This window comes from Nonomuraea indica (assembly GCF_002850745.1).
Classification (GTDB): domain Bacteria; phylum Actinomycetota; class Actinomycetes; order Streptosporangiales; family Streptosporangiaceae; genus Nonomuraea; species Nonomuraea indica.
The window spans coordinates 65,662-91,362 of the sequence record NZ_KZ559466.1 but is presented as its reverse complement, the minus strand read 5'-3'; the positions used below and the strand labels follow the sequence as shown (position 1 = coordinate 91,362).

The 25,701-nt window shown below is 74.0% G+C and carries 25 protein-coding genes; 15 read left to right on the top strand and 10 right to left on the bottom strand.

All coding sequences use genetic code 11. The annotated features are described in order from the left end of the window. The first annotated feature begins 1 nt into the window (after position 1). Genes CXR44_RS00420 through CXR44_RS00410 form a run of 3 tightly spaced genes read left to right on the top strand, consistent with a single transcriptional unit; the run spans position 2 to position 3,118 of the window. Positions 2-754 carry an amino acid ABC transporter ATP-binding protein gene (locus CXR44_RS00420; protein ID WP_101782827.1) on the top strand — a complete coding sequence of 251 codons (753 nt, stop codon included), beginning with the start codon at positions 2-4 and terminating at the stop codon, positions 752-754. Between the two features lie 31 nt (positions 755-785). Continuing rightward, a complete protein-coding gene (locus CXR44_RS00415) occupies positions 786-2,369 on the top strand; it encodes an N-acyl-D-amino-acid deacylase family protein (RefSeq protein ID WP_101782826.1) in 1,584 nt (527 codons plus the stop codon). After that, entirely contained in the window at positions 2,366-3,118 is a 753-nt protein-coding gene (locus tag CXR44_RS00410; protein WP_101782825.1) for a serine hydrolase, read from the top strand. The genes CXR44_RS00415 and CXR44_RS00410 overlap by 4 nt, the downstream gene beginning before the upstream one ends. On the opposite strand, the gene CXR44_RS00405 is transcribed toward CXR44_RS00410, so the two are convergent. The 7 genes from CXR44_RS00405 to CXR44_RS00375 form a co-directional block, all read right to left on the bottom strand. Further along, positions 3,087-4,010, bottom strand: a complete 924-nt coding sequence (locus tag CXR44_RS00405) for a LysR family transcriptional regulator (RefSeq protein ID WP_101782824.1) — start codon at positions 4,008-4,010, stop codon at positions 3,087-3,089. The genes CXR44_RS00410 and CXR44_RS00405 overlap by 32 nt on opposite strands. Before the next feature lie 97 nt (positions 4,011-4,107). Beyond that, positions 4,108-4,815, bottom strand: a complete 708-nt coding sequence (locus CXR44_RS00400; protein ID WP_101782823.1) for a bifunctional 4-hydroxy-2-oxoglutarate aldolase/2-dehydro-3-deoxy-phosphogluconate aldolase — start codon at positions 4,813-4,815, stop codon at positions 4,108-4,110. Beyond that, positions 4,808-6,643 (bottom strand): BNR-4 repeat-containing protein, encoded by a 1,836-nt coding sequence (locus CXR44_RS00395; protein WP_101782822.1) that lies wholly within the window; start codon positions 6,641-6,643, stop codon positions 4,808-4,810. Before CXR44_RS00395 ends, CXR44_RS00400 begins: the two co-directional genes overlap by 8 nt. 159 nt (positions 6,644-6,802) lie before the next feature. Beyond that, entirely contained in the window at positions 6,803-8,083 is a 1,281-nt protein-coding gene (locus tag CXR44_RS00390; RefSeq protein WP_101782821.1) for an ABC transporter substrate-binding protein, read from the bottom strand. A 26-nt stretch (positions 8,084-8,109) separates the two neighbouring features. Then, positions 8,110-8,988: a carbohydrate ABC transporter permease gene (locus CXR44_RS00385; protein ID WP_101782820.1), complete on the bottom strand. Its 879-nt coding sequence runs from the start codon at positions 8,986-8,988 to the stop codon at positions 8,110-8,112. Beyond that, positions 8,985-9,830: a carbohydrate ABC transporter permease gene (locus tag CXR44_RS00380; protein ID WP_219601616.1), complete on the bottom strand. Its 846-nt coding sequence runs from the start codon at positions 9,828-9,830 to the stop codon at positions 8,985-8,987. Before CXR44_RS00380 ends, CXR44_RS00385 begins: the two co-directional genes overlap by 4 nt. Next, positions 9,827-10,663 (bottom strand): IclR family transcriptional regulator, encoded by an 837-nt coding sequence (locus CXR44_RS00375; protein WP_101782819.1) that lies wholly within the window; start codon positions 10,661-10,663, stop codon positions 9,827-9,829. The genes CXR44_RS00380 and CXR44_RS00375 overlap by 4 nt, the downstream gene beginning before the upstream one ends. An 80-nt stretch (positions 10,664-10,743) precedes the next feature. Here CXR44_RS00375 and CXR44_RS00370 point away from each other — a divergent pair, with 80 nt between their 5' ends. From CXR44_RS00370 to CXR44_RS00355, 4 genes are all read left to right on the top strand, one after another. Continuing rightward, complete coding sequence (locus CXR44_RS00370) at positions 10,744-11,856, top strand: mandelate racemase/muconate lactonizing enzyme family protein (protein ID WP_219601615.1); 1,113 nt, start codon at positions 10,744-10,746, stop codon at positions 11,854-11,856. 86 nt (positions 11,857-11,942) lie between these two features. Then, entirely contained in the window at positions 11,943-12,803 is an 861-nt protein-coding gene (locus CXR44_RS00365; RefSeq protein WP_219601614.1) for a dihydrodipicolinate synthase family protein, read from the top strand. Beyond that, positions 12,800-13,609, top strand: a complete 810-nt coding sequence (locus CXR44_RS00360; RefSeq protein ID WP_219601613.1) for an SDR family NAD(P)-dependent oxidoreductase — start codon at positions 12,800-12,802, stop codon at positions 13,607-13,609. Before CXR44_RS00365 ends, CXR44_RS00360 begins: the two co-directional genes overlap by 4 nt. A gap of 383 nt (positions 13,610-13,992) precedes the next feature. After that, positions 13,993-15,702 (top strand): serine/threonine-protein kinase, encoded by a 1,710-nt coding sequence (locus CXR44_RS00355; protein ID WP_180903130.1) that lies wholly within the window; start codon positions 13,993-13,995, stop codon positions 15,700-15,702. A gap of 15 nt (positions 15,703-15,717) precedes the next feature. Here the strand turns inward: CXR44_RS00355 and CXR44_RS00350 are convergent, their stop codons facing one another. Continuing rightward, the gene (locus CXR44_RS00350; RefSeq protein WP_245898703.1) at positions 15,718-16,608 is read right to left on the bottom strand and encodes a glycoside hydrolase family protein; all 891 of its coding nucleotides are present in this window, start codon (positions 16,606-16,608) and stop codon (positions 15,718-15,720) included. Positions 16,609-16,724: 116 nt separating this feature from the next. Here CXR44_RS00350 and CXR44_RS00345 point away from each other — a divergent pair, with 116 nt between their 5' ends. Continuing rightward, on the top strand, positions 16,725-17,687 hold the full coding sequence (locus tag CXR44_RS00345) for a helix-turn-helix domain-containing protein (RefSeq protein ID WP_425437394.1): 963 nt from the start codon (positions 16,725-16,727) through the stop codon (positions 17,685-17,687). A 60-nt stretch (positions 17,688-17,747) separates the two neighbouring features. Further along, positions 17,748-18,293 (top strand): GNAT family N-acetyltransferase, encoded by a 546-nt coding sequence (locus CXR44_RS00340; protein ID WP_101782814.1) that lies wholly within the window; start codon positions 17,748-17,750, stop codon positions 18,291-18,293. 97 nt (positions 18,294-18,390) lie between these two features. On the opposite strand, the gene CXR44_RS00335 is transcribed toward CXR44_RS00340, so the two are convergent. Continuing rightward, positions 18,391-18,957, bottom strand: coding sequence for a COG4315 family predicted lipoprotein (locus CXR44_RS00335; protein ID WP_101782813.1), 567 nt, complete (start codon positions 18,955-18,957; stop codon positions 18,391-18,393). Positions 18,958-19,131: 174 nt separating this feature from the next. Between CXR44_RS00335 and CXR44_RS00330 the strand changes: the two genes are divergently transcribed. The 4 genes from CXR44_RS00330 (at position 19,132) to CXR44_RS00315 (ending at position 22,643) form a co-directional block, all read left to right on the top strand. Next, positions 19,132-20,331 carry a helix-turn-helix domain-containing protein gene (locus CXR44_RS00330; protein WP_101782812.1) on the top strand — a complete coding sequence of 400 codons (1,200 nt, stop codon included), beginning with the start codon at positions 19,132-19,134 and terminating at the stop codon, positions 20,329-20,331. Positions 20,332-20,339: 8 nt separating this feature from the next. Beyond that, complete coding sequence (locus CXR44_RS00325) at positions 20,340-20,816, top strand: hypothetical protein (protein WP_101782811.1); 477 nt, start codon at positions 20,340-20,342, stop codon at positions 20,814-20,816. 523 nt (positions 20,817-21,339) lie between these two features. Further along, a complete protein-coding gene (locus CXR44_RS39210) occupies positions 21,340-21,702 on the top strand; it encodes a hypothetical protein (RefSeq protein WP_180903129.1) in 363 nt (120 codons plus the stop codon). Positions 21,703-21,785: 83 nt separating this feature from the next. Then, complete coding sequence (locus CXR44_RS00315) at positions 21,786-22,643, top strand: NAD(+)/NADH kinase (protein WP_101782809.1); 858 nt, start codon at positions 21,786-21,788, stop codon at positions 22,641-22,643. On the opposite strand, the gene CXR44_RS00310 is transcribed toward CXR44_RS00315, so the two are convergent. Continuing rightward, positions 22,589-23,932, bottom strand: a complete 1,344-nt coding sequence (locus tag CXR44_RS00310) for a YibE/F family protein (RefSeq protein WP_101782808.1) — start codon at positions 23,930-23,932, stop codon at positions 22,589-22,591. The two genes, CXR44_RS00315 and CXR44_RS00310, sit on opposite strands and share 55 nt — an antisense overlap. 80 nt (positions 23,933-24,012) lie before the next feature. Here CXR44_RS00310 and CXR44_RS00305 point away from each other — a divergent pair, with 80 nt between their 5' ends. Beyond that, positions 24,013-24,726 (top strand): DUF72 domain-containing protein, encoded by a 714-nt coding sequence (locus CXR44_RS00305; protein ID WP_101782807.1) that lies wholly within the window; start codon positions 24,013-24,015, stop codon positions 24,724-24,726. Then, positions 24,727-25,701, top strand: a complete 975-nt coding sequence (locus tag CXR44_RS00300) for a magnesium transporter CorA family protein (protein ID WP_219601611.1) — start codon at positions 24,727-24,729, stop codon at positions 25,699-25,701.

The following is a 25,701-nucleotide window of genomic DNA, read 5'->3' as shown; positions in this document are numbered from 1 at the left end:
CATGGTGAAGATCGAGTCGGTCAGGAAGCGCTTCGGCCCGGTGGAGGTGCTCAAGGGCGTCAGTCTCGACGTGCCGGCCGGCGCGGTGGTCTGCGTGGTGGGTCCCTCGGGCTCCGGCAAGTCGACGCTGCTGCGCTGCGTCAACCGGCTGGAGACGATCGACGCGGGCCGGGTGTGGGTGGACGGCGCGCTCATGGGCTTCACCGAGAAGGGCGGCAGGCTGCACCTGCTGCGGCCCGACGAGCTGTGCCGTCAGCGTCAGGAGATCGGCATGGTCTTCCAGCGCTTCCACCTGTTCCCGCACATGACCGCGCTGGAGAACGTCATGGAGGGCCCGTGCACGGTGAGGCGGGTCCCGAAGGCGGCGGCCGCCTCGAAGGCGAGGGAACTGCTCGACAGGGTGGGCCTGGCCGACAGGGCCGGGGCCTACCCCCGGCAGTTGTCGGGCGGCCAGCAGCAGCGGGTCGCCATCGCGCGCAGCCTGGCCATGAACCCCAAGCTCATGCTGTTCGACGAGCCGACCAGCGCGCTCGACCCCGAGCTGGTACAGGAGGTGCTGCAGGTCATGCGCGACCTGGCGGCCAGCGGGATGACGATGATCGTGGTCACCCACGAGATGGGCTTCGCCAGGGAGGCGGGCGACCATCTGGTGTTCATCGACGACGGCGTCATCGTGGAGGAGGGCCCGCCCCGCGAGGTGCTGTCCCGGCCGCGTCACGAGCGGACCCGCGCCTTCCTCGGGCAGGTCCTGTGAACGGCTCGCTCCTCGTGAAGGGTTCGGCTCCATGAGCCTCGACATGCTGATCAGTGGCGGTCTCGTCGCCGACGGGACGGGCGCGCCGCTGCGCCGGGCCGACGTCGGCGTCAGCGACGGCCGCCTCGTCCTGCTGCCCCGGGGTGGCCCGGCCGACGGCGGGGGCGCGCGGGTGATCGACGCCACCGGGCTGGTGGTCGCCCCCGGTTTCATCGACGTCCACACCCACTCCGACGCGGTCACCCTGCTCGGCGAGGCGGGCAGCGAACTGGCCGCCGCCCCCGTGCGCATGGGGGTCACCGTGGAGATCTGCGGCAACTGCGGGTCGAGCCTGTTTCCCGCGCTGCCCGAGCGGGTGCCGGCGCTGCGCCGGTCGAGCAGGGCCGGCTTCGGCGGCGACATCCCGATATTTCTGGACTATGAAGCGTTCGTGGAGGCACACGAGCGGGTCCCGAGGCCGAACCACCTGACCTCCCTCGTCGGCCACGGCACCCTCAGGGCGGGCGTGCTGGGCTACGAGGACCGCCCGGCCACCCCCGCCGAGCTCGACACCATGTGCGCGCTGCTCGACGACGCGCTGGCCGCCGGGGCGGCCGGGCTGTCCACGGGGCTCATCTACACCCCCGGCACGTACGGCGACACCGCCGAGGTGGTCGCGCTGGCCCGGGTCGCGGCGACGTACGGCAAGCCGTACGTCACGCACCTGAGGGACGAGATGTCCCGCGTCGAGGAGGCGCTGGAGGAGGCCGTCGAGATCGCCCGCGAGAGCGGGGCCGCGCTGCACGTCAGCCACCACAAGACCGCGGGGAGGCACGCCTGGGGCAGGACCCGGCGGACGCTCCCGCGCATCGCCGAGCTGCGGGCCCAGGGCATGGACGTCACCTGCGACGTCTACCCCTACACCGAGGGCAGCACGTCGCTGGCGGCGATGTTCCCCCCGTGGGCCAACGACGGCGGCACCGAGGCGCTGCTCGACCGGCTGCGCGATCCCGGCGAGCGCGCCCGGATGCGCCAGGCGATCGAGGAGGGCGTGCCCGGGTGGGAGAACACGGTCGGCAACGGCGGATGGGACCGCATCTCGGTCGCCTGCGCCGCCAACCACCCGGAGGTCGAGGGCCGCACGATCGCCGAGCTGGGCGGTGACCCCGTGGACACGGCCGCCGAGCTGCTCCTCGCCGAAGAGGGCGAGGTGACGATCATCAGCCACTCGATGCGTGAGGACGACGTCCAGCGGGTCCTCGCCAGCGACTTCGCCATGATCGGCTCGGACGGCGTGCCCAAGCCGGGTCACCCGCACCCCCGCCTGGCCGGCACCTTCCCCAGGGTGCTCGGCCGCTACTCCCGCGACCAGGGCCTGTTCCCGCTGGAGCTGGCCATTCACAAGATGACCGGCATGGCGGCGGAACGGTTCGGGCTGGCCGGCCGGGGCATCGTGCGCGACGGCGCACACGCCGACCTGGTGCTGCTCGACCCCGAGACGGTGGCCGACGGCGCCACCTACGCCGACCCGCTGCTGCCCCCCTCCGGCATCAGGGCCGTCGTCGTGGCGGGGCGGCTCGCCGTGGAGGACGGCAGACTCACCGAGGACAGACCGGGAAGGATGATCGGGCGGTGAACGACATCACGCTCGCCGTGGCGACGCGGGACCTGGTGACGGGGGAGTTCCACGGCGTCAACGAGCACGCCGAGCTGCCGCTGGCCAGCGTCGGCAAGCTGCTCCTGCTGGCCGAGGTGGCCATGAGCGTCGAGGGCGGCATTCTCCACCCTGACACGCCCGTGACGCTGCACGAGGACGACTACTGCGGTGGCTCGGGCCTGCTGCCGTCGCTGTCCGGGCGCAGCTGGACGATCGGCGACCTGGCCGTGCTGACCGCCGCGATCAGCGACAACACCGCCACGAACGCGCTGCTGCGGGTGGTCGGCGTGGACCGGGTCAACGCGGCGGCCGCGGCGCTCGGGCTGTCGAGAACCAGGCTGCTCGACCGCATCAGGGAACCGCGCGGCCCCGCCGACCCGCCGACGTTCGCCATCGGCACCGCCGCCGAGCTCTGCGGGCTGGCCGCCCTCGTCGCGGGTCCGGGCGGCTGGCAGCGGCTCATGCGCGGCTGGATGCGGCAGAACACCGACCACAGTCTCGTCCCCGCCCTGGTCAGGCACGATCCCGAGGGCTGCTGGCTGGCCAACAAGACCGGCACCGACGAGGGCGTCAGGACCGACGTCGGCATCATGGACGGGCGGACGGCCTACGCCGTCCTCGCGCACGGCCCCGCGGGCAGCGAGCACGAGCTGGCCTCCGCCGTACGGCGGGAGGGCCTGGACATCGCCGCCCGCCTCAGCGCAACGAGGGCTCCATCGAGGTCCTGAGCTGCGCCGAGGCCGTGCGCAGGTAGGCCAGGAAGGACCGGGCGGCCGGGTTGGGGTTGGTCGGCCTCCTGGCCACGCCGATCCTGCGGAACAGGTTCGGCGTGGCCAGGCGGCAGGTGTGCAGTCCCGTCGCGCCCTGCAGACCGAGGCTCGGCACCAGCGCGACGCCGAGTCCGGCTCGCACCAGGCCCACCGTCACCTCGTAGTGGTCGCTGCGGCAGCGGATCTGCGGTGAGAAGCCTTCCAGCATGCTGGCCCGTTCCAGGATGGACACGGGGTGCTCGGCGCCGAACGTGGTGATCCACGGCTCGTCGGCCAGGTCCGCCAGCCGTACCCGGGGCCGCTGGGCGGCGGGGTGCCCGATCGGCAGGACCAGGAGTTGGGGCTCGTCGAAGAGATGGACCACCTCCACCCCTTCGGGGCGCCGCCGCGGGTCGAGGGCGTGCTCGAAGACCACCAGCACGTCGAGCGCCCCGCGCTCCAGATCGGGCAGCAACTCGTACGGCTGGCCCTCCACCAGGTCGAGCGCCACCTTGGGGTACCTGGAGGCGAAGCGCGACAGCGCCAGCGGCAGCAGCCGGTACCCGGCGGAGGCGAAGAAGCCGATGCGCAGCTCACCGGCGTCCACCCTGGCCTGCGCCAGCAGGTCCTTCTCCGCCGACTCGATGATGTCGACGACCTCCTGCGCCCGGATGGCGAGGCGGCGTCCCGCCTCGGTCAGCCGCAGGCTCTGCGCGTTGCGCTCGACCAGGCCGACCCCCGCCTCCTGCTCCAGGCGGGACAGCTGGTGGGACACGGCGGACGGCGACAGCTTCAACACCCTGGCCGCACCGGCGATGCTGCCCGTCCTGAACACCTCGAGCAGGACACGCAGCCGGTTACTACTCAACACGTGACCAAGCGTATGGTCCCGGTCACCGACCCGCATCAGCGCACGCCGGCACGCCAGACCACCGGCGCGGTGACCGGAGCGTCTCCCGCCTGGGCGCTCAGCCCCGGGGCCCGGCGGCCTCGGCGAGCGCGGCGAGCAGGGCGTGGACCCGGGGGGTCGCGTCCTCGGGGGCGCCGCGGGTGAGCTCGCCGCCCATGCCGACCGCCACCGCGCCCGCCGCGATCCACTCGGGGGCCGTCCGCACGGTGACGCCGCCCGTGGGGACGATCGGGGCGTGGGGGAGGGCCTGGAGCAGGTCGCGCAGGCTCGCGGGAGAGGTCTGCGAGGCAGGGAAGAGCTTGATCAGGTCGGCTCCCTCCTCCAGAGCGGTGACGATCTCGGTGGGGGTGGCCGCTCCCGCCACGACGGGCACGCCGTGGCGGTGCGCGGCACGCACCACCTCCCGGTCGAGGGAGGGGCAGACGAGGAAGCGGGCCCCCGCTCCGATGGCGAGCACGGCCTGGTGCGCGTCGAGCACCGTTCCCGCCCCCACGAGCCCGCCGCCCCCGGTCCCGCTCTCGGTCCCGCTTTCGGTCCCGCTCCCGGTCCCGGGTGCGGGGCCGGACCGCGTACGGGCCCGTGCGGCGAGGTCCGTGATCGCGGCCAGGGCGCCGGGCGTCGAGAGCGACACCTCGACGGCGGCCAGTCCGGCGGCCAGCAGCCGCGACCCCGCCCGCACCGCCTCCGCGCCCGACGGCGCCCGGACGATGCCGACCACCCGGCCGGCCGCGATGCGGCCCGTCAGCTCCCAACGGTGCTCACCCACCGGCGATCACCTCGATCTCGTACACCCGCGCCACGTCCAGCGCGTTCTGCGACGGATCGCTGATCAGCAGCCTGACCTGGTCGGCCGTCGCCCCGGCCGCCGGCACCCGGACGAGTCCGGCGGTGTTGCCCCGGATCGTGGCCAGCGTCCGCCAGCCGTCCGTGGTCCGGGCCTCGACGGTGAAGTCGCGTAGCACGTCGGTGCCGGGAACGGGCGCCCGGGAGTAGCCGGAGTGGACGCGCACCTCGCCCACGGCCGCCCGCCGCCCCAGGTCCACGGTGATGGACGGCGACGTGTCACCCTCCGCGGAGATCCACCGGCTGTCGTCCGCGCACCACCCGTCCACGGCCTTGGCGCCCTCCGTCCCGGCACGCAGCACCGAGGACACCGTCACCGGCGCGTTCAACGCCAGGTTCTCGCCCGACGCCGAGGAGCCCAGCAGCCGCCGCGCGATCGGCTCGAACGGCTCGCCCGTCCCGGGCACGCCGGTGCGCGGCACCGTCCCCCGCCACAGGCCGCCTTCCAGCGGCGCGGTCACGTACAGCAGGTCCGTGCCGTCCGCGCCGGCCTGTGCGCGCAGCCGCTGCACCCCCTGGCGCGGATCGCCGACCGTGGCGAACGACCACGGTCCCGTGCCGGCGCGCTCGGCGCGGACGACCTGGCTGCGGGCTCCGGCGCAGCCGTTCGCCTCGGCCACGAAGTAGACGCGGGTGGCCGCGCCCGCCTGGGTGACGCCAATGGTGGCCGAGTTGTCGACGGGCAGGTCGCCCCTGGCGACGACGGTCTCCCGCCGCCACTGCGTGCCCGTCCACGTCGCGTACCGCACGTCGAACCCGGCGAACGTCCGGCCCGACGCCTGCGTCAGGTAGCGGTAGGCGATCCCGGCGAGCCGGTCGCCCACGACGGCCAGCTTGGCCGTCTGCACGGCCCGGCTCGTCGAGGAGATCGTCTCGTCGCCCTCGTACGGCTGGTACACCACGGCCGTCCCGGCCCCGGGGGCCAGCGGCGTCGTCAACCGGTCGCCCGCGACGTCGGAGAACGAGCCGTCGGCCGGGTCGAAGACCGCGTACGAGCCGAGGTGCCGGTGCGTACTGGCCGGCCACGGGCCCCACTCCCACAGCACGTGCACCCGTCCGGCCGCGTCGACCCGCAGGTCGTCGGGGTAGAAGGAGTGGCCGCGGCCGGTGGCGACCACGGCCACCCGGCTCCAGGTGTCGGTGGCGGTGTCGAACCGGTAGAGCCGCCCGTCGCGGACCTGGTCGGCGTCCCGGTCGGCCCGGACCATGACGTAGGCGTCGCCGTCCTTGCCGCGCGCGCTCACCGGGTAGGTGAAGCGCAGGTCGCGGTCGGGCAGCAGGGCGGCGGCCTCGGCCATCGAGGTCACGTCGCCGGCCCGGGTGCTCCGGTGGTAGCGCCACGTGTCGTTGTGCATGGAGACGAACGCGTGGATGCGGCCGTCTCCGTCCACCACGATCGTCGGCTGGTTGTGCCCCACGTCGTCGACGTAGGTGACGCAGCCGCCCGAGGCGTCAGGCAGGCAGCCGGTCCGCCAGGCGCCGTCACGGCCGCGCGAGGCGATGCGCACCTCGTGCCGGCCGCCGGTGGAGGCGGGGGCGTTGTAGGCGAAGTACTCGACGCCGTCGAAGGTGTCGAGCGGGCGCCACCAGCCCGCCTGGTTGGACGAGTCGACGGTCACGGGCACCCGTTCGACGGCGGCCTGCGCGGCGGCGACGGCGCTCACGGCGGGCGCGGCCGCCGCCGGAGGGGCGAACGGCAGGAGGAGGAGCAGAACGGAGACGACAAACGGTAGGACGCGATGTGCGAGCATGGCGGATGACCACCTCTGTCAGGAAAGGGCACGGGTGTGTCGACGGACGCCGCCCGGCGTGCGGTGGTGGCGTCGCGCGGGAATGACCGTTCCCGCGCGACCACGGCGGCCGGGGAATTGCCGTTCCCCGGCGCGTGCGCCCCCTGCCGGGCGGTGCTCCTACTTCTGCAGCGGCCTCGCGGTCTCGGCGGCCTTGGCCAGCGCCTCCTTGGCCGGCGACCGGCCGACCAGCACGGCCTGCACCTGTTCGGCGATGGCCGCCTCGATCTGGGCGTAGCCGGCGTAGCGCCAGAACGGGTTCGCCGTCGCCGTCTTGGTGATCTTCTCGGTCCAGTCGGCGGTGAACGTGTCACCCGACACCTTCGGGTCGGCAAGCCCGGCGGTCGTGGTGGGCGGCAGCTTCACCTTCTCGAAGAACGAGGCCACGGTCGCGGTGTCGGAGGTCGCGTAGGCGGCGAAGTCGGCGGCGGCGTCGGAGCCCTCGCCGTCCACCACCACGATCACGTGGCCCCACAGCAGGGCCTGCGGCGTGTCGCCGGCCTTGAGCACCGGCCGGGCGAGCGGCGCCATCTTCTCGGTCAGCGACTTGTCGGGGGACTGACTGGCCACGACGCCCCGCGTGATGATCGCGTCGTCGTAGAACGCGGCCTTGCCCTGGGCGAACAGCGCCCGCGCGTCGAAACGGTCCACGTCGGGGGCGATGAGCTTGTCGTCGTACAGCTTCTTGTACCACTCGACGGCGGCCACCGAGGCGTCGTCGCCGACCGTGATCGTGTCGCCCTCCAGCAGCGGGCTGCCGAACGTGCGCATCCACGGCAGGATGTCCTTGAGCTGCGCCGCCTTGGTCGCCGCCGCGTACGGGGTGATGCCGCCGCCCAGCTTGGCCACCTTGCGCAGGGCCGCCTCGAACTCCTCGACCGTCGCCGGCATGCCGTCCACGCCGGCCTTCTTCAGCAGCTCGGTGTTGGCGACCAGGCCGATCGACCCGGTCGTCCAGGGCAGGCCGAGCTGCTTGCCGCCGAACTGGCCGCTGCCGAGCGCCACGTCCGTGTAGCCGCCCCCGGCCGCCTGCGCGCCGAGGTCCTTCAGCCGGCCCATGGCGGCCAGCGCGGCCAGCCAGGAGATGTCGAGCTGCACGGCGCCGGTGAGCTGGCCGCCGCGCAGCTTGAGCGTCACCTGGTTGAGGTACTCGTTGTACGGGAACGACGCGGGATTGATCGTCACCTTGGCCCGGGCCGCGTACGCGTCCAGGACGGCCTGCACGGCGCCCTTCTGCGCCTCCTCGTTCAGCGACCACGACGTGAAGCCGAACGCCTTGGCGGCCGCGTCGCCCTTGGGGGCGCCGCCTCCGGCGGCGTCGGGGGCGCACGCGGCCACGGCTGCGCCGAGTGCGGAAAGGCCGGCCAGGCGCAGGACCGCGCGGCGGTTGAGCGTGTTCATGTTTCTCCTGTGGGTGGGGGGACGGGTCAGCCCTTGACCGCGCCCGCCGTCAGCCCGCCGACCAGGTACCGCTGCAGGAACATGAACGCGGCGATGACCGGGAGCGAGACGACGAGGGAGGCGGCCATGAGGTCCGGCCAGGCGGTTTGGAACTCCCCGAGATAGGTGTGCACGAGCCCCGGCGGCAGCGTCTGCCGGTCGGGGTCGGCGAGGGTGAGGGCGAAGATGAAGTCGTTCCACGCCCGGACGAACGCGAACAGGCCGGCGGCCACCAACCCGGGAGCGGCCAGCGGCAGCGCGATCTGGTGCAGGGTGCGCCAGCGCGACGCCCCGTCGATGGCCGCCGCCTCCATCAGCGTGGACGGCACGGTGTCGAAGATGCCCTTGAGCATCCAGACGCACAGCGGCAGCGTGAACGTCGTGAACGACACGATCAGCGCGGTGTAGCTGCCCAGCAGCCCCGTGGCGCTGAAGACGGCGTACAGGGTGACCAGCAGCAGCGCCTGGGGGAAGAGCTGGGAGGCGAGCACCAGGTGCATCAGCGACGAGCGGCCCCGGTAGCGGAACTTGGAGAACGCGTACGCCATGTACGCCGACACCGCCACGCTGAGCACGGCCGTGACCACCGACACGATGACGCTGTTGACCAGGTAGCCGAACAACTGCTCGTTCTCGGCCAGCCTGACGAAATGGTCGAAGGTGATCTCCGTCGGGACCAGGGACGGCGGGAACGCGAACGCCTTGTCGTCAGGGGTGAACGCGGTGACGACGAGCCAGTAGATCGGCGCCAGCCCGAAGAACCCGATGACCGTCACGGCCGCCCAGGCCGCGGCCCGCGAGCGCGGCGGGCGCCGCCGGGCGACCCGCTCCACCGGGATGGACCGGGAGGACACGGTCGCCGTCATGTGTTCTCCTTGCGCAGGTAGAAGACCATCAGCACGAGCAGCAGCAGCATCCACAGGCCGCCGAGCGCGGTGGCGTGGCCCAGGTCGAAGCCCTTGAACGCGGTGTCGTAGACGGCCACGGCGAACGTCTTGGTGGCGCCCGCGGGGCCGCCGCCGGTGAGCACGTAGATCGTGTCGAAGTGCTGGAAGTTCCAGATGAACTCCAGCAGGAAGGCGATGCCGGCGATGTGCCGCATGTGCGGGACCGTCACCGACCTGAAGCGGCGCACCGCCCCGGCCCCGTCCACGGCGGCCGCCTCGTGCAGCTCCTTGGGCATCGTCTGCAACCCGGCCAGCAGCATGACCATCATCCACGGGAAGCTGGCCCAGGTCTTGGTGACGATCACCGCGACCATCGCCGTGACCGGGTCGCCGAGCCAGCTCACCTGCGTGCCGAGCAGCCCGTTGAGCACCCCGTAGTTGGCGTTGAAGATCCACAGCCAGAGGAAGGAGACGACCACGCCGGGGATCACCCACGGGAACAGGAACACGCCGCGCAGCCAGCCGGGCAGGCCCGCGTCGAGCGCGAGGGCCAGCGCGTAGCCGATGACGAACGGCGCGATCGTGGCGCCGAGCGTGAACACCAGCGTGTTGCTCAGCACCGGCCAGAAGTCGCCGCCCAGCAGGTCGGCGAAGTTGGCCAGCCCGACGAACGACCGGCCGGGCCGGACCAGGCTCTGCTCGAAGAACCCGGTGACCAGCGCGGACACCAGCGGGTAGGCGATGATCGCGAGGAACAGTGCCACCCCGGGAACCATCAGCAGCCACGCGAACTGGCCGTCGGTGAGCCTCCTGCCGTTCACGGCGCTCCCGTGGCGCTCTGCGGGCCGGGCTGGGCGAACGCCGGCTGCGCGACGCCGTGCGCCGGGCCCACGTAGCCGAGGCCGATGCTGATCGAGTCGGCGGTCTCGATGACCGTACGGGCCAGCTCCGCCTCGCGGGCGGCCAGGTCGATCGCCGACAGGGGGCCGGAGATCGAGATGGCCGCCACCACCGCGCCCGACATGTCGCGGATCGGCGCGGCCACGCAGGCCCGGCCGAACGCCAGCTCCTCCACCTCGGTCGCGTAGCCGCGGCCGAGCGTGAGCGCCAGCTCCTCGTCCAGCCGCTCGTGCGTCACGATCGTCCGCGCGGTGAACGGCCGCAGCGTCGGCTCGGGCAGCAGCTCCCGCCGCTCGGCGGGGGTGAGCGCCAGCAGCAGGCACTTGCCGATGCCGGTCGCGTACAGCGGCTTGCGCTGCCCGGTCAGCACGAAGGACCTGGGGGCCAGCCGTCCCTCGAAGTTCAGCAGGTAGAACATCGTGTCGCCGCGCCGGATCGCCACGTTGACGCCCAGGCCGACCGTGGCGGCGAGGTCCTGGGCGACCTGGCGGGCCTCGCGGTGCACCGGATGCTGGTTCAGCGCGACCCCGCCCAGGGTGATCGGCGCGGTGCCCAGCCGGTAGAGGCCGCTCACCTCGTCCCGCTCGACGAACTCCAGCGTCTCCAGCGTGGCCAGCAGGCGCGAGGCGGTCGACGTGCCGAGCCCGGTGGCCTTGGCGACGTCCGAGACCCGCAGCTCCGGCCGGGTCAGGAACGCCCGCAGGACGGAGATCGCCCGTTCGACGCTCTGGTTGTTGCTCTGATCGGAAGCCACCCTGTCTCCATTGCAATTGGCTTGCACTATGTGGGATGGTCACGCACATGCCGCAAATTCGTCAAGTGCGATGTTTCCCGGTGAAGCTCCGGCACCAGGACGCCTACCTCGGCACGCCGGAGCGGGAGGAGGGCTACTTCGTCCGCCCGCCGTGGCGCAGCCTCTACTCCGCCCGCTTCGAGACGCTGCTCGTCGCCATCACGGCCGACGACGGCACCACCGGCTGGGGGGAGGCGCTGGCGCCCGTCGCCCCCGAGGTGCCCGCCGCCGTCGTCGAGCGGCTGCTCGCGCCCGTCCTCATCGGCGAGGACCCGACCCGGGTCCGCCCGCTGTGGGATCGGCTCACCGGCCTCATGCGCGAACGCGGCCACCTGACCGGCCACCAGGCCGACGCGCTGGCGGCCGTCGACATCGCCCTGTGGGACCTGACCGGCCGCCTCACCGGCCGGTCAGTCGCCGAACTGCTCGGCGGGGCGTTCACCACCACCGTGCCCGTCTACGTGAGCGGGCTGCCCCGGCCCACCGACGCCGAACGCGCCGACCTGGCCCGGGCATGGGCCGCCAAGGGCGCGACCATGGTCAAGCTGCACCTCGGCCACGGCGTCGAGGAGGACCTCGCCACCCACGACGCGGTCGCCGCCTCCGGGCTGCGCGTCGCGGTGGACGCCCACTGGGTCTACGACGTGCCGCAGGCCGCCCGGCTGGCGCGCGGCCTCGCCGAACGCGGCGCGCTCTTCCTGGAGGCGCCGCTCGCGCCGGAGGACGTGGAGGGCCACCGGGAGCTCGCCCGGCGGGCCGAGCTGCCCATCGCGGTGGGGGAGACGCTGCGCAACCGGTACGAGTTCGCCCACTGGCTCGGCCGCCGCGCCCTCGGCCTGGCCCAGCCCGACGTCGGCCGCACCGGCATCACCGAGCTGGTCGCCGTCGCCGAACTGGCCGCCGCCCACCACGTCCGCGTGGCGCCGCACCACTCCACCGGGCTCGGCGTCGCCCTGGCCGCCGGCATCCAGGTCAGCGCCGCCCTGGCCAACCTGGCCTTCTTCGAGTACCAGCCGACGACGTACGAGGCGGCCGGCGCGGTCCTGCGCGCGCCGCTGCCGGGCGACGCGACGGGCTTCCCCGTGCCGACCGGCCCCGGCCTCGGCGTGGAGGTGGACGCCGACGCCGTGGCGTCCCTCGCCACCTCGACCTGACCCCCAGCCCACCCGCGAACCAGACCGCTCAGATCGGAGACCTCTCCTTGCCTCTCACCGGGCCTCTTTCCGGGCCGCTCACCGGCTTGATCCCCATCCTCGCCACGCCCTTCACGGACGCGGGGGAGCTCGACCTGCCCAGCCTGCGGCGGCTCACCGAGTGGCAGCTCGCCTCCGGCGCCGACGGTGTCGCCGTGTTCGGGATGGCCAGCGAGGGCTTCGCCCTGACCACGGACGACCGCTCCCGCGTCCTCGCCGAGGTCCGGTCGGCCGCCGGGTCCGCGCCGGTCGTGGCCGGAGTGGGCGCCACCAGCACCGCCACGGCGCTGGAGCAGGCCCTGGCCGCCCGCGACGGGGGCGCCGACGCGCTCATGGTGCTGCCCCCGTACCTGGTCAAGCCGACCGGCGGGCAGCTGACCGACTTCTACGGCGAGATCGCCGCGCGGAGCGGGATCGCCGTCATGGTCCAGGACGCCCCCGGCGCGACCGGCGTCAGCATGCCCGAGCCGCTCATCGTCGAGCTGAGCAAGCTCGACGGGGTCACCTCCGTCAAGGTCGAGGCGCCGCCCACCGCGCCCAAGGTCGGCGCCGTGGCGGCGGGCGTCCCGGAGGACTTCGCCGTCTTCGGCGGGCAGAACGCCCTGTTCTGCCTGGAGGAGTACGCCCTGGGCGCCGTCGGCACCATGCCCGCCTGCGAGTTCACCGACCTGCTGGCACCGGTGCTCGCCGACTGGGCCGCCGGACGCGCCGCCGAGGCGCGGGCGGGCCACGCCCGGCTGCTGCCACTGATCCGGTTCGGCATGCAGCCGGGACTGGCCTGGGCGGTCCACAAGGAGGTCCTCGTCCGGCGGGGCCTCATCTCCTCGGCCGCCGTCCGCTCCCCGGCCCGCCCCCTCGACCCGCGCAGCCGCGCCCTCCTGGACGCCGTCATGGCGGACCTGTGGTGACGCCGCTCCCGGCCTCGCCGGACCCCGGGCCCGCCGCCCCGGCGGGTGCGGAGGAGCCCGGCGGGCCACGCGGAGTGCTGGTGGCCGGCGGCAACTCGCCGATCGGGCGGGCCGTCGCGGCCGCCTTCGCCGGGCGCGGCGACCGCGTGGCCGGGATCGGCCTGGAGCCGTGCGCCGACCCGGCGTACACGGGCTTCCTCGTCCGCGACTGCGCCGACCCCATCCGGGCGGACGAGGCGGTGGCGGAGGCGCACGCCCTGCTCGGCCGGCTCGACGTGCTGGTCCTGGCGACCGCCGTGATGCCGGTGGCGCCGGTCGTGTCGACGACCGACGAGCAGTGGCGGACGGCGCTGGCCGCCACCCTGGACGTCGCCTTCCACCTCTGCCGGTCGGCCCTGCCCCGGATGGCGGCGGGCGCCGCGGTGGTGGCGGTCGGCTCGGTCAACGCCTTCCTGGCCGCGCCGGGCCTGCCCGCGTACGCCGCGGCCAAGGGCGGGCTGGACGCGTTCGTCCGCCAGCTCGCCCTGGAGTACGGCCCGGCGGGCATCCGCGTCAACTCGGTCGCCCCCGGCCTGATCGGCGGCGAGGACCTGGAGAACGCCGCCGAAGGCTACCCGCTGGGCCGCACCGGGACCCCGCGGGACGTGGCCGAGGCGGTGGCCTTCCTCGCCTCACCGGCGGCGGCGTTCATCACGGGCGTGGTGCTGCCCGTGGACGGCGGCCTGTCCATCGCCTCACCCGCCGCCTACCTCCGCCCCGACCTCCGGGCCCGCTTCCTCCCGCCACGCGCCGCCCCGCCTCCGTGACACCCCGCACCCGGGGTGCCCGCGTCCGACCGGCTGCCAGGAGCGCCCGCCGGTCGGACGCGGCGCGTCGCGAGCCACCCGCGACCCCACCCTTCCGCCGCCTCCCGGTCACCGCCTCCCGGTCACCGCCTCCCGGTCACCGCCTCCCGGTCACCGCCTCCCGGTCACCGCCTCCCGGTCACCGCCTCCCGGGCCGCTTCCCCGGCGACCGGCCGTCGGGCGCCTGATCCCCGGGCGGACACGGCGTTCGGCGCGCTTTCCGGCACAATCGACCCTATGCTGGCAGCGCCCCGGCGGCCCGAGCCCCGGCCCGGCGACCAGGTCGCCCCCCGACGTGATCGACCGGACGACCGTCGTCGTCCGCAGAGGACGTGATGCAGCGGATGCGCCCCCTCCGATCGACGGACCCCCGGGAGATCGCCGGCTACGTGCTGAGCGGGCGGCTCGGCGAGGGCGGCCAGGGCACGGTGTTCCTCGGCACCTCGCCGCAGGGCGAGCCCGTCGCCGTCAAGCTCCTGCACGCCCACTTCGGCCGCGACCACGACGCCAGGCGCCACTTCCACCGCGAGCTGGCGGCGCTGCGGCGGATCGCGCCGTTCTGCACCGCCAGGGTGCTCGCCGCCGACCCCGACGCCGACCCGCCGTACGTGGTCAGCGAGTACGTGAACGGCCCGTCGCTGCAGGAGGCGGTGCGCGACGGCGGCGTCATGGCCGGGGCCGACCTCGACCGGCTGGCCGTCGCCACCGCGACGGCGCTGGGCGCGATCCACGCGGCCGGGGTGGTGCACCGCGACTTCAAGCCCGCGAACGTGCTGCTGGCCGCCGACGGCCCCCGTGTGATCGACTTCGGCATCGCCCGGCCCCTCGACGCCACCGCCGCCACCGTCAGCGGCGTCGTCGGCACCCCCGCCTACATGGCGCCCGAGCAGCTCGCCGGCGACCCGGCCGGGCCGCCGCTCGACCTGTTCGCGTGGGGCTGCACCATCACGTACGCGGCCGGCGGGCGGCCGCCGTTCGGGCACGAGCCGCTGCCCGCGGTGATCAACCGCATCCTGAACGGCGACCCGGAGCTGGGACCGCTGACGGGGGAGCTGCGTGCGATCGTCGCCGCCTGCCTGGACAAGGACCCGGCCCGCCGGCCGACCGCGCAGCAGGTGCTGCTGGGGCTGATGGACGAGCGCCGGGGCGGCCGCCTCTTCGCCGTCCCGCCCCCGCACGGGGGACCGTCCGGCTCGCAGGCCGCCCCACCGGGCCCGTACGGCTCGCAGCCCGGACCTTACGGCCCGTCGCCCGGGCCGTCCGGTGCGGTCGTGGGGCCGCCTCATGGGTCGGGGGACGTGCCCGCGGCCCCGTACGCCGGTGCGCCGTCGCAGCCGGGACGGCCGCCGGCCACGCGGCCGGGTCGCGGGCGAACCGGGATGCTCGCCGGAGCGGCCGCCGCGGGTCTGGCCGTCCTCGTCGTGATCGCGGTCGTCTTCACCGTCGTCAGGGACAGGCCGGGCGTCACCACGACCCCGCAGCCGTCGCCCCCCACCGGCTCGCCGACGTCACCCGGCGCGTCGGCCCAGGCCGCGGGGCAGGTGGCCAGGACGCCCCGGCTCGGGCTGGAGTTCTGGCAGGGCGGCGCCCTCGCCCCGATGGTCCTCGACGATCTCGACGACGCGGTCACCACCGTCACGCTGAAGGGCGCGCCGTTCGAGCTGCGCTTCCCCCAGCTGACCGGCGACCGGGCCCTGCAGATCTGCGCGTGGACGGACAGGTCCGTCTTCGCGATCGAGGACGGCGGCAAGGTGGCCGACCACCGGTGCTTTCGGCCCGGCACCGGCCTGGCCGACTACGAGTACGGCTCCGGCACGCTGTTCCTCGACGACGAGGGGCACAACCACCTGGCCGGCACGCGGGTCGCCCGGCACTCCGCCGCGCTGGACAAGGTGCTGTTCTCCACCGTGTTCCGCGACGACGTCTCCACGCCGATGGCCGAGCAGCGGCAGGACCTCCACCTCGCCGTCTTCACCGACCTCGACGGTGACGGGACGTTCAAGAAGGCCGGCGAGGGCGAGTACGAGTACGTCGTCCTCGACCTCCCCTCCTGAACCCGGGCGTGCCGGTCACCGGACCAGCTCGGTGCGCAGCTCGTGGCTCTCGTCGGGCAGGCGGGCCTCGTAGAAGAGGCGGTGGCCGCCCGCCGGCAGGGACAGGACGTCGAGGTAGCGGACGTCCGCCACGGGTGGGCCCGCGACCGGCACGAGCCGCGCGGCGTCACCGGGACGCGCGGGAACGGCCAGGCCGGTCCGTTCGGACCAGTTCTCCCGCGCCGAGGCGCGCCCGTCGTAGCAGGCGCGGCCGTCGGGCAGGACACTGGTCAGCCGCGCGCCACGGGCGTCCCACGCGCCGGGGCGGCCGGTGAGCGCCGTGCCGTGCCACCGCCAGGTCAGCCCGTCGGCGCTGGTGGCGTAGGCGGTGCTCATGCGATCCTCGGCGCCGGGCTCGTCGAGGGGGTGGCAGCAGATCCACGCCCGCCACCGGCCGCCGTCGTACCGGATCACCGGGTCCTTGACCGCCGTGCGCGCGTCCCCCTCGAACACCGGGCGCGCCGGCGCTCCGGCCAGCCCTTCCGGGGTGTCCGCCTCCAGCACGCCGATCCACCAGTGCTTGGTGCCCGGCGTGGCGCAGCTGACGTACAGGCGCCAGCGGCCCGCGGGGGTGCGGACCAGGGCGGGGCGCTCGACCATCGCCGCGCCGAAGCGGTCCCGGGACAGGACGGCGACCGGGGTGTAGCGCTCGCCGTCGGCCGACCGGGCGATGACGTTGTGATCCGTCCCGGACCGTACGCGGTAGGCGAGGACGAACGTCCCGTCGGCGTCGAGCGCGGCGCTCGGCGCGCCCGCCCACTGCTGCGGGCCGGGCCCGGGCGCCGGCACGGCCACCACGGGCGGGCCGCCCCCGGGCAGCGGGAAGGCGACGGGAGACCGATGGTGATGGGCAGGTCGCGGATCCACAGGTCCAGGTGAGGGGGTACGGGATGCCATGGCATCCAGCCTCGCCGCACCGCCCGTCCGACAGGAGTGGCAGCAATGCCGTAGTACGGGAAGTTCCTGCCATAATCGGGCTCGTGATCCGGAACGTCGTCGCCGTGGTCGGCGACAGGGCGGCCGCGTTCGAGCTGGGAGTGGTCTGCCAGGTCTTCGGCCTGGACCGGTCCGACGACGGCCTGCCCGTCCACGACTTCGCCGTGTGCGCGCCGCGGCCCGGGGTGGTCCCGACCACGTCGGGGTTCGCCATCCAGGTCGAGCACGGCCTGGATCGGCTGGCCGCCGCCGACCTGGTGGCCGTCCCGGCCTGGCCACAGCTCGACGCGCCCGTGCCGGAGCCGCTCCTTTCGGCCCTGCGCGAGGCGGCCGGGCGTGGCGCCCAGGTGCTCTCGATCTGCACGGGCGCGTTCCTGCCGGCCGCCGCCGGGCTGCTCGACGGGCGCCGCGCCGCCACCCACTGGCAGTTCGCCGGGCTGCTCGCCCGGAGCTTCCCCCGGGTCAGGGTGGACCGCGACATCCTGTACGTCGCCGACGGGCCCGTGCTGAGCAGCGCGGGAGCCGCCGCCGGGATCGACGCCTGCCTGCACCTGGTCCGCCGCGAGTACGGCGCCGCGACGGCCAACGCGCTCGCCCGGCGGCTGGTGGTTCCCGCCCACCGCTCGGGCGGGCAGGCGCAGTTCGTGGAGGCGCCCATGCCGGCGCCGCGGGCGCCGTACGAGCTGGCCGAGCTGATCGACTGGATGCAGGAGCACCTCGCCGAGCCGCTCACGGTCCGGACCCTGGCGGCGCGGGCGGCGATGTCGCCGCGGACGTTCGCCAGGAGGTTCAAGGCGGCGACCGGCACCACGCCGCACCGATGGCTCCTCGACCAGCGGCTGCAGCTCGCCGAGGAGCTGCTGGAGACGACCGACCTGGCCGTGGAGGCGGTCGCGGCGCGCGCCGGGTTCGGTGGCGCGGACACCCTGCGCCACCACTTCGCGGCACGCCGGGGCGTCGCCCCCGCCACCCACCGCCGCGCCTTCCGCCGCGACCTCCGGTTCCGCTGAGGTCTCGCCGGGCAGGACGCCGTCCGGCACCCGGACCGTCCCGGTGGCTACGATCTTCGTATGAACGACCTGAGCGGCGGGGGACCGCGGCTGCGGACCGACCGGCTCGACCTGCGACGCCCGGCCGTGACCGACGTCGACGCCGTCCACGCGATCCACAGCGACCCCCGGACCTGCGTCCACAATCCGTCCGACGCGCTCGCGACCCCCGAGGAGGCGGAGGAGCTCTACCACCGCTGGGACGCCCACTGGCGCCGCCACGGCTACGGCTACTGGGTCGTCCGGCGCCACGACGATCCGGCGCCGCTCGGCTTCTGCGGGATCAAGCACATGGACCTGCGCGGCATGGACGTGCTCAACCTCTTCTACCGGTTCGCCGCCGCGGCGTGGGGCCGCGGCTACGCCGGCGAGGCGGCGGCCGCGGTCACCGCCTGGGCGGCCAGGAACGTCCCCGGCCTCCCGCTGATCGCCCGGGTCAGGCCGGCGAACGTCGCCTCCGGGCGGGTGGCGGTCCGGGCCGGTCTGACCCGCGCCGAGCACCTCGACGGCGACGGGTACGACGGCTTCGACCAGATCTACGCGACGAGACTTCCGGACCGGGAGTGACGGCGTCGCCGCACCGCGACGGCCTCCTCCGGGCGGGCGGAGGAGGCCGTCGCGGTGCCGCACGGCGAGTCCGGCGGCCGCCGGGCCGCGGCGGACGCTAGCCGGTGATCTTCTTTCCGTTCGGTCCGACGGCGTACCACTCGGCGCCGAACTCCTCGATGTCGTGCCCGCTGGTGTCGCCGGCCTTCTCGTCGCCCTGGTAGTAGTACAGCGGCCAGTCACCGTAGACGACCTGCTCGGCGCCGTCCTTGCGGGCGGTCGTGGAGAGCAGGTTCTCCTTCGCCCCCTCCTCGGCCTTGGGCTTGCCCTGGGTGAGGTACGGCGGCCAGGCCTTCGCGCAGGCGTCGTAGCAGCTCGACTTGCCGTTCTTGTCCTTCTCGAACAGGTAGAGCGTGCGCCCCTCGCCGTCGACCAGGATCCGGCCGATGCCGCTCTCCGCCACGCTCACCGGCGCCTCGGGCACCGGAGTGGCCTCCCCGGGGCTGCCGTCCGGCGACATCCCCGTCATGGGGGGCGAGTCGTCGGGGCTCGGCCCGGGCGGCGAGTAGGAGGCGGGCGCGGGCGGGGCCGACGCCGGCGAGGCGTCGCCCCCCGTACCGCCGCAGGCGGTGAGCAGAAACAGTGCGATGGCCGTCCCGGTCAAGGGGGCTGGGAATGTCCTCATGTCCTCAGGATCGGCAGGGCCCCGCCGCCCTGCCCGGCGTACGGGGCGAGCCTTGCGGAACCCTTGCGCTAACCCGTCCCGCGCATTAGCCGCGAGGCCCCGGCTGCGGCGGCCGCCCCGGCAACATTCTCCTCACGGCCATCGGCAGGACGGCCGGGGTGCGCATAGCCTGGCATGGTGAGCCAGCCACCCCACCGTTTACCGCCGCACTTCTGGTCGGCGCCGGCCGTCGCCGCCGCGCTCGCCACGTGCGACGTCCCGGCCCTGATCGGGGAGGTGCGCAGGGCGCGCGGCTGGACGCAGACCCAGCTGGCCGAGGTGATCGGCTACTCCCAGAGCTGGGTCTCCAAGGTGCTGCGCGGTCGCCAGCCGCTCACCGTGGACCAGGTGCGCGAGGTCGCCGGCCGGCTCGGGATACCGCTTCACCTGCTGCGCTTCGGGGAGCGGGCGGGCGAGAGGTCCGCAGCGCGGATGGGCCGGCAGGCGGACGAGACCAGCGCCGTGTCCCTGATGAGCGTCACGGGGGCGCGCCGCCGCCTGGAGGCCGCCACCCCGTCCAGGGAGCTGGTGAGCGGCGCCGTCGCCCACGTCGAGCTGGCCGGGTCCGTGCTGCACGGGATCGACGCGCGCCTGGCCGACGAGGTACGCGCCGGGCTCAGCGAGGCGGCCGGGTTCGCCGCGTGGATCCACGGCGACCTGCTCGACCTCGGCACCGCCCGCGTCTACTACCGGCTCGCCGTGGACAGCGCCCGCCGGGCGGGTCACCGGCTGCTGGCCGCCTACATGCTCGGCAGCCGCGCCGCGTTCGAGGTGGAGGCCGACGATCCGGGGCTGGCGCTCGCCCTGCTCGCCCAGGCCCGCCGGGAGCTCGGCGACGACCCGCCGCACATCGCGCGAGCGTGGCTGTCCAGCATCGAGGCGCTCGCCCACGCGACGGGGCATGACGCCCACGCCGCCCGTGCGGCCCTGCGCGTCGCCGACGTCGCCGTGACCCGCGGCGAGCGCGCGGCCACCCCGCCGTGGCCGTGGGTCTTCCCGTTCGACCACGCCAAGCTCGCCGGCTACCGGGCCGTGGTCTCGGTACGGCTCGGACGGGCCGCGGAGGCCGAGAGCGCCTTCTCCGAGTCGCTGGCCGCCTCCCCGCCCGCCGCCAAGCAGCACGGCGTCCTCATGACCGAGATGGCCGCCGCCAAGGCCATGAACGGCCGTCACGACGAGGCGTTCGACCTGGCCGCCGACGCCCTGCGCCTCGGAGTCGCCTACGGCTCCGACCGCGTCATCCAGCGCGCCAGGCGCTTCCGCCGGGCCTACGCGGGCCCGATCACGGTCACCGTACGCACCTTCGACGAAAGACTGCACGCCACGACGCTGTAGGAGTGGGCATGACGCGGATCGCGATCGCCGGTCACCGGGGGCTGCCGCCCGACACCGCCGACCTGGTGGAGGCCGAGCTACGGGCGGTCCTGGCCGAGGAGGCGCGCCCCGTCACCGGCCTGTCGTGCCTGGCGGACGGGGCCGACCAGATCTTCGCCCGCGCGGTCCTCGACCTCGGCGGCTCGCTGGAGGCCGTGGTCCCCGCCCAGCGCTACCGGGAGGCGCTGCCCGAGGAGGCGCGCGGCGGCTACGACGAGCTGGTACGGCATGCCGACGAGGTGCACCGGCTGCCGTTCGTCGAGTCCACCTCCGAGGCGCACATGGCGGCCGGCCGCCACCTGCTGGACGACGCCGACGAGTTGTTCGCCGTGTGGGACGGCCTGCCCGCCCGCGGGCACGGCGGCACCGCCGACGTGGTCGCCGAGGCGCGCGCCCGCGGCATCCGGGTGCGCGTCATCTGGCCCGACGGGGCGCACCGCGACTGAGCCGCCGGCCGGTCGCGGGCAGGGTCATGCCGGTCACCACCTGCGGTGGAGCATGATTTACCCTCGCCCGCCCGCCGGCTCGGCCGGAGATCCCGTCCCGCGCCCGGCGCCGCACGGGCGTCGCGCGGTCCCGCCTGGGGCGGCGTTCGCTCAGGGGGGCGGACCGGCTCGGGCTCTTTGCCGTGGCGAGGTCTTCGGCGGGAAGTCGCGGCGGCGACCCGTGGGATGCCCGGATAACTTCACCCCGGGAAAGAAGGGTTTTTACCTGGCATCACGGCACCCGCAGGAGCCGTCGCGCACGGTAGCCGAGCGGGAGTGATCCCTTCGTGCCCGCCCTCCAGAGCAATCCGACCGAACCTGGACTTTTGCCTCCCCTGGATGACTGTCTCCGTCTGCTCGCCCTAGCGTGAGAAAGAGATCGCGCCGCCGTCATGCGGGCCCTTTTTCGGGCCTCGACCTGGTGTTGCGCGTCAGGGCAGTTGCCCGCAGCACACTCACCGGCGATGGCAAGGAGTCATCTGTCATGATCAAGTTCAGGAACGCAGTCGCCACGGGCGCGTTGGTCGCCTCGGCCTTCGTCGCTCCCGCGGCGATCTCGGCTCAGCCTGCCAGCGCGGAGCCCGTGCTCAGCAAGTCGACCGCTACGACGGCGGACTACCCGACGCATCCGTGCAAGTACCACAACAAGCCGTGGAAGTGCCGTAACCGTGGCCACTGGAGTGGCGGTGGCGGCGGCGGCGGTGGCGGCGGCGGTGGCGGCGGCGGCGGCGGCGGTGGCGGCGGCGGCGGTGGCGGCGGCGGTGGCGGTGGCGGTGGCGGTGGCGGCGGTGGTGGCGGCGGCGCCAACGTCAACAACACCAACACCAACATCAACAACGTGGGCTGATCCACGAGCCGACGGCAGCACAGGGCCGCGCCGACCACGGCCGCGGCCCTTCGCCCGTCCACGCGCCCCATAGGCTGGGCCCCATGGGAATGGTCGGGACGGTCGGGCTGGTGCTGCACCCGCGGCGTGACTCGAAAGAGGCGATCGACACCATCGTGAGCTGGGCCGCGGGTCGCGGCGCCACCGTGCTCGGGCTGCCCGAGGAGGTCGGCCGGATCGACTGCAGCGCCGTGGCCGTCGACGCCGACGCCCTCGTACGGCGGGCCGACCTGCTGGTGAGCCTCGGCGGCGACGGCACCATGCTGCGCACCATGCGGCTCATCGCCGGCCGGTCCACCCCGGTCCTGGGCGTCAACCTCGGCCGGCTCGGCTTCCTGGCCGAGATCGACGTCAGGGAACTGCCCGCGACGCTGTCGGCCATCACGAGCCACGCCTTCACGGTGGAGCCGCGCATGGCCGTCCGCACCTGCCTCGACGGCGCCGACGTCACCGCGTTCAACGACATCGCGCTGGCCCGCATCCCCGGTGAGGGGCTGGCCGCCGTCGCCGTCGTCGCGGCCGGTCATCCCTTCGTCCGCTACGCCGCCGACGCCGTCATCGTGGCCACCTCCACGGGGTCCACCGCCTACAGCTTCTCGGCCGGCGGGCCCATCGTCTCGCCCCGGGTGGAGGCCGTGCTGGTCGTGCCCGCCGCCGCCCACTCCGTCTTCAACCGGGCCCTGGTGCTCCCCGCGGACGAGGAGGTCACGCTGGAGCTCCTGCCCACCAGCGGGCGGCTCGCCGTGGAGGTCGACGGCGCCGTCGCCGGGCACCTGTGCCCGGGCGACCGTCTCACGGTCACCGCGCTGCCCGGCGCCGCCAAGGTGGTGCGGCTCGGCACGACCTTCTACGAGCGGGCCCGCCGCAAGCTGCGCGTCGACGGCAGCGTCGAGGCCGGCTGACCCGCGTCCCGGCCGTGCCGGCCCCGTGACTCCCGCCCGTGCCCATGCTCCCGCCCGGGATCGTGCCCGGGATCGTGGTCGTGCCCGGGGTCGTGATCCTGGTGCGCGTCGTGGCCGTCCGGGTCACGCCGGGACGCCACCAGCGCCGCGAGCGCCGTGGTGATCGGCACCGCCGAGATCAGCCCCAGCGTGCCCACCACACTGCGGACGATCTCCTGCGCGATGACCGGCGTGGCCAGCGCCTCGCCGAGCGGCTGGTTGCCGATGCTGAACAGGAGCAGCAACGGCAGCGACGCGCCCGCGTACGCCAGGATGATGGTGTTGATCACCGAGGCGATGTGGGCACGCCCGACCCGGCTGCCGGCCCGGTAGAGCCGGCGGAAGCCGTACGACGGGTTGGCCGCCGCGAGTTCGGTGACCGTGACGGCCTGCGTGACCGTCACGTCGTCCAGCACGCCCAGCGCGCCGATGATGATGCTGGCCAGCAGCAGGCCCTGCGTGTCGATCGGCATGCTCATGCCGAGCGTGAACGAGCTGTCGTCGGTGACGCCGCTGAGCCGCGCGAAGCCGATCGACGCGTACGACAGCACGCCGGTGACGGTCAGGCTGGACAGCGTGCCGAGCACGGCCATCGACGTCGTCAACGTGAACCCGTGCGTCAGGAACAGCACGCTCAGCATGATCGCCGCCGCGCCCACGATGGCCACCAGCATCGGCGGCTCGCCCTGGAGGATGCCGGGGATCAGGAACGTCAGCAGCAGCACGAACGTGATCGCCAGGCCCACCAGCGCCGTGACCCCGCGCCAGCGGCCGAACGCGATCACCGCCAGCGCGAACGCCAGCCCGAACAGCCACAGCTGCGACTCCCGGTCGTGGTCGGAGATCTGGTAGCCCGTGCTCTCCGGCTCCGGGTCGTCGAACTTGATGAGCGTCACGTCGTCGCCGGCCTCGAAGCGCTGCGCGCCCGGCCCGGTCGGCAGCGGCAGCTTCACCTGGCGGCCCGTGTCGGACCCCTCGTTGATGCGCACCACGGCGTCGCCGCAGGTGGCGGAGTCGGCGGGCGGCATCCCCTCCGGCGTCGGCTGGCACGGCTGGCTCTGCACGGCGATCACCGTGCCGCCGAGCTGGGAGACGCCGTCCGGCGGCACGTCGGACTGCTGCCCGGCGGGCCACAGCCACACCAGCATGACCACCGTGGCGATCGCCACCGGCACCAGCACCGCAAGAGTCGCCACGACCGCGCGCCGCGAGGTGGGCACGCTCGTGCCGTGCCCGTGGTTGCCACCCATCACGCCTCCTCGCACTCCGAGGAGTGACAGTACTGCACGAACAGACGGGTATCCGCCCATTCGCCGGGTAGTCCCAGCTCATGGCGACGCTGGTGGGCACCTCCGGCTGGCAGTACCGGGACTGGCGCGGGGTTCTGTACCCCGAGGGCGTCCCGCAGCGGCTGTGGCTGGAGACGTACGCCGGCACGTTCGCCACCGTCGAGAGCAACAACGCGTTCTACCGCCTGCCGAAGCCGGAGTCGTTCGCCGGTTGGCGCGAGCGCACGCCCGCCGGATTCGTCATGGCCGTCAAGGCCAGCCGCTATCTCACCCACATCAAACGGCTGGCCGACCCGGAGGAGCCGGTGGCGCGGCTGATGGCGGCCGCCTCGCAGCTGAAGGAGAAGCTCGGCCCCGTCCTGCTGCAGCTCCCGCCGACGCTCAGAGCCGATCCCGGCGCGCTCGACCGGTGCCTGGCCTGCTTCCCGGGCGGTGTGCGGGTGGCGGTCGAGTTCCGCCACCCGACCTGGTGGACCGGCGAGGTGCGCGACGTCCTCGCCTCCCGCGGGGCGGCCCTGTGCTGGGCCGACCGGCTCGGCCGGCCGGTCAGCCCGTTCTGGCGCACCGCCCGCTGGGGGTACGTCCGGCTGCACGAGGGCCGGGCGACACCACGGCCCGAGTACGGCCGCGCGTCGCTCGCCACCTGGGCCCGGCGGGTGCGCGACGCCGGCTGGGACGACGCCTACGTCTACTTCAACAACGATCCGGGGGGAGCGGCCGTGCGCAACGCGATCCGCTTTGCCAGACTCGTCTAGGTGCGCACCCGCCTGTATCGCGACGGGGTCCTCGACAAAGAGGGCTTCCCGGCCGAAGAGATCTCCGGCTACGCCGGCGACCCCGCCAACATCGTCTGGCTCGACCTGTGCGCCCCCGACCGCCGGGAGCTCGCCCTGCTGGAGACCGAGCTGGGGCTGCACGAGCTGGCCGTCGAGGACGTCGTCTCCGAGAACCAGCGCCCCAAGGTCGACGTCTACGACAACCATCTCTTCATCACCGTCTACGGCGTGCGCCTGGAGCACCGCCGGCTCGACGCGGTGGAGGTGAGCGTCTTCGTCTTCCGCAACGCCCTCGTCACCGTCCGCGAGAGCGAACGCTTCGACATCGACGAGGTCGTCAGGCGCTGGGACGCCGCCCATCATCGCCTCGGCGCGCACGGTGTGGCGTTCCTGCTGCACGGGCTGCTCGACTACGTCGTCGACGGCCACCTCGACGTCGTCGACGAGCTGGACGAGAGGATCGACGACCTGGAGGAGACCCTGTTCGAGGACGACAGGCAGATCGACGGGCGGACGCTCCAGCGCACCATCTACGAGCTGCGCAGGAACACCGCCCGGCTCCGCAAGATCGTCATGCCCATGCGGGAGGTGCTCGGCACCCTGATCCGCCGCGAGCAGGACCTGGTCGTGGGCACGGAGCTCGTCCCCTACTACGAGGACGTCTACGACCACGTGCTGCGGGCGAACGAGTGGATCGACTCCACCCGCGACCAGCTCGCCAACCTCCGCGAGACCCGCCTGGCCCAGCAGGGGTTCCGGCTCAACGAGATCATGAAGCGGCTCACCGGGTGGGCGGCCGTCATCGCGGTGCCCACCCTGATCACCGGCTTCTACGGGATGAACGTCCCCTACCCGGGCTCCGGGCAGCCGTGGGGATTCTGGCTGTCGGCCCTGCTCATCTGCGGCATCTCCGTCGGACTCTACGCCGCCTTCAAGAAGCGGGACTGGCTGTAG